We start from the raw sequence: 6936 nt of genomic DNA, 5'->3' as shown, positions 1-6936 counted from the left end.
ATCCCGCTGATCCCGCGATCGCCCCTGCACACGACCAAGGCTCCCGCACCCGGCCCCACCACCCGGGCACAGACACGCACTTGTTCAGCAGTCTCCTAGTTGGACGCCACTGCGGTATCCCGGGCAGTATCCGGGCGTTGGGCTGAGTAGTTCAGGCGTTTGGCTGCTTTGCGTGCAGTTTGGGTCCTCATGGGCGGTAACTGCCCGGGCCTGAGGGTGTCGCTTGAACCGAGGCGCTGAGCGCGGCGCTGCGCTTCGCAGGCTTGGACCGCAGCCCTGCTCACCGCCCGATGCGTACAATGGCCATCGCCGCCGAGATCGACCGGAACCATCGGTTGCCGGTTGAGACGCTGCCCAAGCTGGCCGAGCAGAGTCTTATGGGCGTGCCGTACCCCGAGGAGTCGGGCGGAGCCGGGCTCGACCACGTGAACTACATGATCGCCCTGGAGGAGATCTTCAAGGTGTGCGCCACCACCGGCATCATCGTGGAGACCCACGCTTGGCTGGCGTTGTCGGCGCCGAACCGCCGCGCTGAGGTCACGGATGTCGATCTTCGCCGAATCATGCGCATCAGCTCGGCGCTGGTCTCGCGGACCGCGTCCGGGCAAGCCGGCGCCCCGGGTGCTGGGGCCCCGGCTGCTGGGGCCCCGGCGCTGCTCGGTAGATTGAACGCGTGCTGGATTGTGTGGTTATCGGAGCAGGCTTCGCGGGTTTGACTGCGGCAGTCGACCTGACCCGTCGCGGCAAGGACATCGTGGTCCTGGAGGCGCGCGACCGGATCGGCGGCCGTGTGGCCACCGTCGTCCACGAGGGGATCGGGATCGAGGTCGGCGGCCAGTGGGTCAGCCCCGGCCACAACTGCATGCACGAACTGATCGAGGCCGCCGGGGTTGAGTTGGTGGGACCGCAGGAAGGCGCCCTGCTGATCCGGTCGCAGGGAGAGGTCTTCCGCAGCCCGGCCGCCCCCGACCGCAGCCACGCCCTCACTCCGTTCGAGATGGCAGACCTCGGCCAGGGGGTGCTCCGCTTCCGGCGGCTGGCCGAGCGGGTCAAGTCCGATCCCAACTGGGCTGCGGCGAATGTGGCGTGGCTGGGCCAGCCGCTGTCACGCTGGGTGAAGGCCAACCTGCGTACGCCCGCCGCGCAGAGCGACTTCTCGGCGATCCTGGCCAACGTCGGCGAGGGCATCAACGGTGACGTCTCGCTGGGTCGGGCCCTGGCCACCACGGTGAACGGCACCGATCTGGAGTCATTGTTCGCAGTCAGCGGCGGGTTGAAGTTGCGCCGGGTGGTGGGCGGCATGCACCAACTGGCCGACCACCTGGCCGCGCAACTGCCCGAGGCCTGCCTGCAACTGCAGCAGGTCGTCACCGGGATCGACCACGATCCCGAAGGCGTCACCGTCCACACCGAGGCCGGCGACGGCACCACCCGCGCCCACCGGGCACGTCGGGTCCTGGTGACGCTGCCGCCGTGGCTGGCGTTGCGCCTGCCGTACAACCCGCCGCTGCCGGCCTGGTGCGACGAGGCGGTCCAGCGCCAGACCTCCGGGCATGTGATCAAGGTCTTCGCGATCTACCCCACGCCGTGGTGGCGCGAGGACGGGCTGAGCGGCCAGATGAGCGCCGACGAGGGCCCGGTGCGGGTCACCTTCGACATCAGCGACGGCGACGGTCCCGGCATCCTGATGGGTTTCTTCGAGGGGGTCGAGGCGGCCACCCTGTCCGGACGCAGCCAGGCCATCCGGGAGCGCGCCTTCATCGACTCGCTGGCCGCAGTCTTCGGCGAGCAGGCCCGCCAGCCGCACGTCTATCTCGACTACGACTGGGCCGCTGACAAGTACACCCGCGGTTGCCACACCCCGCATTTCGCGCCGGGGGCCTGGAGCGTGAACGGCCAGTTGTTGGCCGAGCCGGCCGGTCCCATCCGGTTCGCCGGAGCCGAGTACGTGGGCAAGAGCAACGGCTATCTCGAGGGCGCGGTCCGGTCCGGCCACGACGAGGCGAAGGCGATCCTGCGCGAGCTGGGTTGAGCTCGGCTCGCTCCTGGTCACAACCCGAAGACAGCCTTGGCAACCAGGAAGTAGATCAGCAGGCCAGTGGCGTCCACGACCGTGGTGATGAACGGTGCGCTGACGATTGCCGGGTCGAACCCGAGCCGGCGGGCCAGCATCGGAACCAGCGCACCGGCGCAGGTCGCCAGCAGGCAGATCGCCAGCAGCGACAGCGCCAGCGTGATCGCCACCTGCACCTCGAAGACGAGCCAGACCGGGACGAACACCAGAGCAGCCAGGCCGACACCCAGGAACGCCCCGACCTGCAACTCCCGCAGTACCACCCGGCCGAGTTCACCGGGGGAGACGTCCCCGACAGACATCGCCCGCACGACTGTCGTGACGGACTGGGATCCGGTGTTGCCGCCGGTGCCGATGAGCAGCGGAATGAACAGCGCCAGTTCGATGACCTGGCTCAACGCCGCCTCAAAATAGTCCAGGACACCGACGGTCAGGAAGGCCGCCAGCAGGAGCACCACCAGCCAGACGATGCGTGATCGAGCCACCCGCCACGGCGACAGTGTCAGGTACGGCCGGTTCTGCGGCTGGACGCCGGCCGACCGGGCGGCATCCTCCGCCTCCTCCTCGGTGAGGATGTCGACCAGGTTGTCAACCTGGACCAGGCCGACGAACCGTCGCTCCTGGTCGACCACCGGCAGGTCGCGCGCCCCCGTGCGTTGCATCTCGCGGGCAGCGGTCTCCTGGTCATCGTCTGTTGCCACCCATGGGAACGCCTCGACGAGGTCGCCGATCCGGGTCTGCGGTGGCGAGGTGACGATCGTGTGCAGCGGCACCATGCCGCTCAGCAGGCGTCCTGCCCGGAGCACCGGGACGCCCATCTGGTCGGGCCCGTCCGGACGCTGCCGGAACCGCTGCAGGGTCTCGGCAACCGTGTGGTCCGGGTGGGCCGTGACCACCCCGGTGACCATCCGGCGTCCGACGGATTCCTCGGGGTAGCCCATCAGCTCCCTGGTCGCGGACAGCTCCCGCGGCCCCAGACCGGCCAGCAGCCGGGCGACCACCGAGGCCGGCAACTCGTCCAGGATCTGCACCCGGTCATCCGGGTCGAGATCGGCGAAGATCGTCGCGGTCTGCTCGTCGCGCAGGTCCTCCAGTAACTCGGCTGCGATCGCGCTCGGCCAGGCCTCGAAGACCGCGGCTGCCCGATCCTTCGGGAGCAGGCGGTACGCGACCGCCCGCTCGGCTCGTGGCAGGCCGACCAGCAAGCGCGGCAACTGGTCGGTGGGCAGACCGGCGAGCAACCCGTCCGCCCTGACCAGGTCGTTGGTTCGCAGGGCGGCCAGCAGTGCACGCACGGCACCACCGTCTGCGGGGCTAATCACTGGCGTCCGTCACTGGTCGGGCATCTCTATCTGGCAGTTGGATGATATCGGGACCGGGCGCCGCCAATGGTGCACAAGACCAGTGATCCGCGGGGCCGGCCCGGCATCCCGCGGATCACTGGGCGTCGGAGCTTCAATCATCAGGTCAGATTGCGGCTTCACCGTGCTCCCCGGTCCTGATCCGCACCACGTCGTCGACTGGCTGCACCCAGACCTTGCCGTCCCCGACGTGGCCGCTGCGGCCGGCCTGGCAGATGGTCTCGACGATGGTCCCGGCGTCGGAATCCGGCGCCAGGATGTCCAGCCGGATCTTGGTGATGAACGAGATCGTGAACTCCTCGCCCCGGTAGACCTCGGTGTGACCGCGCTGGTGGGCGTAGCCGCTGACCTCGGTGACCGTCATGCCGCTGATGCCCTGCCGGGCCAGCGCGATCTGCACGTCATCGACTGCGTCCTCGCGCAGTACTGCCGTGATCAGCTTCATGCCGACACCCCCTCTTCGGCGTCCCGGCCGCGTTCGGCGGGCAACCAGAGCGTCTTGCGGATGTGGTAGGACGAGTACTGCGCCCGCGACAGGTCGTACCCGACCTCGGCGTGCTCGGCCAGGTCGACCCCACCGGTCTCGGCGCCGGTCGCCACGCGCAGTCCGATCGTCCGCTTCAGCGCCTGGGCGATCAACCAGGTCACGATGAACGAGTAGGCCAGCACCACGCCCGCCCCCACCGCCTGCCGGCCGAGTTGGGCGACCCCGCCGCCGAACAGGAGCCCAGCGGTGTCCGGGCTGCCGGTCAGCGAACCGTCGGCCAGCAGGCCGATCGCCAGCGTCCCGATCAGCCCGCCAACCAGGTGGACGCCCACCACGTCCAGCGAGTCGTCGTAGCCGAACCGGTACTTCAGCGACAACGCCATCGAGCAGCCCACCCCGGCCAGCGCGCCGAGCACGATCGCCCCGAGCGGGGTGACCACCGCGGCAGCCGGAGTGATCGCCACCAGTCCCGCCACGATGCCGGACGCCGCCCCCAGCGTGGTGGCGTGGCCGTCCCGGACGCGTTCGGTGCCCAGCCAGGCCAGCATCGCCGCCGCCGGTGCAGCAAGGGTGTTCACCCACGCCAGACCGGCCAGCTCGGTGGCGCCGAGCGCGGATCCGGCGTTGAAGCCGAACCATCCGAACCACAGCAGGGCTGCCCCCAGCATCACCAGGGTCAGGTTGTGCGGACGCATCGGCACCTTGCCGAAACCGATCCGCGGGCCGAGCACGATTGCCAGCGCCAGCGCCGCCGCACCCGCGTTGATGTGGATGGCGGTGCCGCCGGCGAAGTCGATGGCCTGGATGGAGTTGGCAACGAACCCGCCCCGCTCGGAGACCACCCCGTCGAAGGCGAAGACCCAGTGGGCGGCGGGGAAGTACACCACGGTCGCCCAGATGACGACGAACAGGCACCAGGCGCTGAACTTCATCCGGCCGTCGACCGCCCCGCTGACCAGCGCCACCGCGATGATCGCGAAGGCGGCCTGGAAGCCCACGAATACCAGCGCGGGGACGGTGCCGACCTCGGCGTCCATCAGGTTGGCCAGGCCGGGGAACTGGGTCGGGTCACCGACCATCCCGCCGACCGAGTTGCCGAAGGCCATCGAGAAGCCGTACAGCACCCACAGCACCCCCACGAGGCCGATCGTGACGAACGACATCATCATCATGTTGAGCACGCTCTTGCTACGCACCATGCCGCCGTAGAACAGGGCGAGGGCGGGGGTCATCAGAAGCACCAGGGCGGAGCTGACCAGGACCCAGGCTGTGTCGCCGGTGTTGATCTGGAGAATTGTCATGACGGTCAGCCTGCTGGCCGCCCGTTGCGCCCGAGTTGTCGCAAAGTTACAGCGGCGTTAGTGATGCGGGCGCCGCGTTACGGACACATTTCCGCTCGCCGGCTCCCGGTGTGGCCGGGTCGCTCGAGGTGCAGCATCTGGCTCGCCACGGCCAGGTACCATTCCTCGCAGTCGTTGCGCTGACGGCGGTCGTCCCGAACCGGCTGAGCAAAGTCGTGCACCCCTGCCGTACCGGTCAGCAGTTGGGTTCGGCGAAGCCGGTGGCGACTCGCCGCACGGTGTTGGCCAGCTCGGTGATCGCCCCTTCACCCTCAGCCGGTTCGCCGAACCCACCGGTCACCGCCATCGCGATGCCCACCTGGGTGCTGTCCGACAGCCGCATGGTGCCGAACTGGCGAACCATGATGTCGCCATTGACCAGCGTGCCCCACTCACCCTTCGAGTAGGTCAGTGGCAGCGTTTGCAGCCCCCACGCGTTGTCGGCCGGGTCATTCAGCTTTGACATGGCGGGGTGGACGTCGACGTAGTCACACCGCATGGCCCCGGCGAGCCGCGACTGCGCCTCCAGCGACCACTCGGTGTCGAGGTAGGGCGACTGCGGGTTTCGGGTGGAGGCGGCCGGCACGACAGTGCGCCAGTCGCCGAAGCGGCGCAGCGCCTGGGTGGTCTTCCTGGACGCGTCCTCGGGTACTCCCAGGAATGCCCACATGGCGTCCTGCGCGGCGCGCGAGTTGTCGGCGAGCGCCCGGTTGAACAGGTAGTCGCGGTCGGAGGGCTGCTTGTCCTCTGCCAGCACTGCCAGCGCCATCGCCACGTCGATCGTCCCGAACGCGGGGCCACCATGCAGGGTGCCGCCGCGCCAGGTCTCCTGGGTGACACGGGACGGGCTGGCCGCCTGGCTGATGGTGATGCCGATCAGGACGCCGTACTTCTCCTCGATCCGGGCGACCTCGGCGTCCAGTTCGGCCTGCACCGGCGCGGGTGCCAATGCCGGCGGCGACCCGGCGGGAGTGAACAGGCCGCTGCGTTGCGGGGTGGCCGACACCGCTGGGCCCGGTGGGTTGCCCACGTTCGGGCGGGTGGCGCCGAACGCGATGGTGGTGATCAGGACGATCGCGATGCTCAGCACCAGCAGCCCGGCCGGTGCCTGCCACCACCACCCGAGCCGGCTGCGAAGCGCCCGGATGCCCTTGGGAGGACCATCGGTCGATGAGCTGGGGTTGCTCACCTTGTCCTCCTTGTCGGGCTGTTCCGGATGGCGGCAGTTTGCCGTTGATGACTGTTCGCCTAACTGTATTGTGACGAAGGCCCGAACTCGTACGGCGAGGATGGTTGAGACCCGATGTATTGCGCACGTTGCTGGGACCCGGTTGGAGCCCACGACCGCGCCTGCACCAACTGCCAGGCCGACCTGACCATGCCAGGCTCGGTGCGGTTGACTGATCCGAACCGGCTCAAGGTTCACCCGGCCCAGCCTGCGTCCGCGAGCACCGCGCCACCGGCGGCCCCAGTGGTGGTCGGACCCTCCCCGCGGACGACCAGGCCAGCATCGCCCGCAACTGCGTCCGTCCCGGCTGCCGCGCCCGGTGCAGCACCGAAGGCGGCGGTCAAGCTGGACGACGGCCGGCCGCCCGCCGGCCCGCCCCCGACCCCGACCGGCGCCACCGCCGTCAAACCGTCAGCCGCGGCCCAGCCGGCTCAACCGGAGCAGCC

The 6936-nt window shown here is 69.4% G+C and carries 6 protein-coding genes; 2 read left to right on the top strand and 4 right to left on the bottom strand.

Annotation, left to right across the window (positions count from 1 at the left end; translation table 11 throughout):
- Window positions 1-290 precede the first annotated feature (290 nt).
- Window positions 291-716, top strand: coding sequence for an acyl-CoA dehydrogenase family protein (locus WBL05_RS03580; RefSeq protein WP_424223789.1), 426 nt, complete (start codon window positions 291-293; stop codon window positions 714-716).
- On the top strand, window positions 713-2032 hold the full coding sequence (locus WBL05_RS03575) for a flavin monoamine oxidase family protein (protein WP_424223787.1): 1320 nt from the start codon (window positions 713-715) through the stop codon (window positions 2030-2032). The genes WBL05_RS03580 and WBL05_RS03575 overlap by 4 nt, the downstream gene beginning before the upstream one ends.
- Before the next feature lie 17 nt (window positions 2033-2049).
- On the opposite strand, the gene mgtE is transcribed toward WBL05_RS03575, so the two are convergent.
- The 4 genes from mgtE to WBL05_RS03555 all read right to left on the bottom strand — a co-directional run bounded on the left by mgtE (window position 2050) and on the right by WBL05_RS03555 (window position 6451).
- Window positions 2050-3369: a magnesium transporter gene (mgtE, locus tag WBL05_RS03570; protein ID WP_424223785.1), complete on the bottom strand. Its 1320-nt coding sequence runs from the start codon at window positions 3367-3369 to the stop codon at window positions 2050-2052.
- Between the two features lie 172 nt (window positions 3370-3541).
- Window positions 3542-3880: a P-II family nitrogen regulator gene (locus WBL05_RS03565; RefSeq protein ID WP_424223783.1), complete on the bottom strand. Its 339-nt coding sequence runs from the start codon at window positions 3878-3880 to the stop codon at window positions 3542-3544.
- On the bottom strand, window positions 3877-5223 hold the full coding sequence (locus WBL05_RS03560; protein WP_424223781.1) for an ammonium transporter: 1347 nt from the start codon (window positions 5221-5223) through the stop codon (window positions 3877-3879). The genes WBL05_RS03565 and WBL05_RS03560 overlap by 4 nt, the downstream gene beginning before the upstream one ends.
- A 235-nt stretch (window positions 5224-5458) precedes the next feature.
- Window positions 5459-6451, bottom strand: a complete 993-nt coding sequence (locus WBL05_RS03555) for a hypothetical protein (RefSeq protein ID WP_424223779.1) — start codon at window positions 6449-6451, stop codon at window positions 5459-5461.
- Between the last annotated feature and the right edge of the window lie 485 nt (window positions 6452-6936).

The sequence above is a fragment of the Brooklawnia sp. genome (assembly GCF_049651565.1).
In the GTDB taxonomy this organism is placed as follows: Bacteria; Actinomycetota; Actinomycetes; order Propionibacteriales; family Propionibacteriaceae; genus Brooklawnia.
The sequence above is the reverse complement of the archived record's forward strand: the minus strand, read 5'-3'. Positions and strand labels throughout refer to the sequence as shown.

What these genes read in the sequence shown, in the direction of transcription:
- WBL05_RS03580 (WP_424223789.1), top strand. Translation starts at nt 291, where the DNA reads ATGCGTACAATGGCCATCGCCGCCGAGATCGACCGGAACCATCGGTTG.
- WBL05_RS03565 (WP_424223783.1), bottom strand. Translation starts at nt 3,880, where the DNA reads ATGAAGCTGATCACGGCAGTACTGCGCGAGGACGCAGTCGATGACGTG.
- WBL05_RS03560 (WP_424223781.1), bottom strand. Translation starts at nt 5,223, where the DNA reads ATGACAATTCTCCAGATCAACACCGGCGACACAGCCTGGGTCCTGGTC.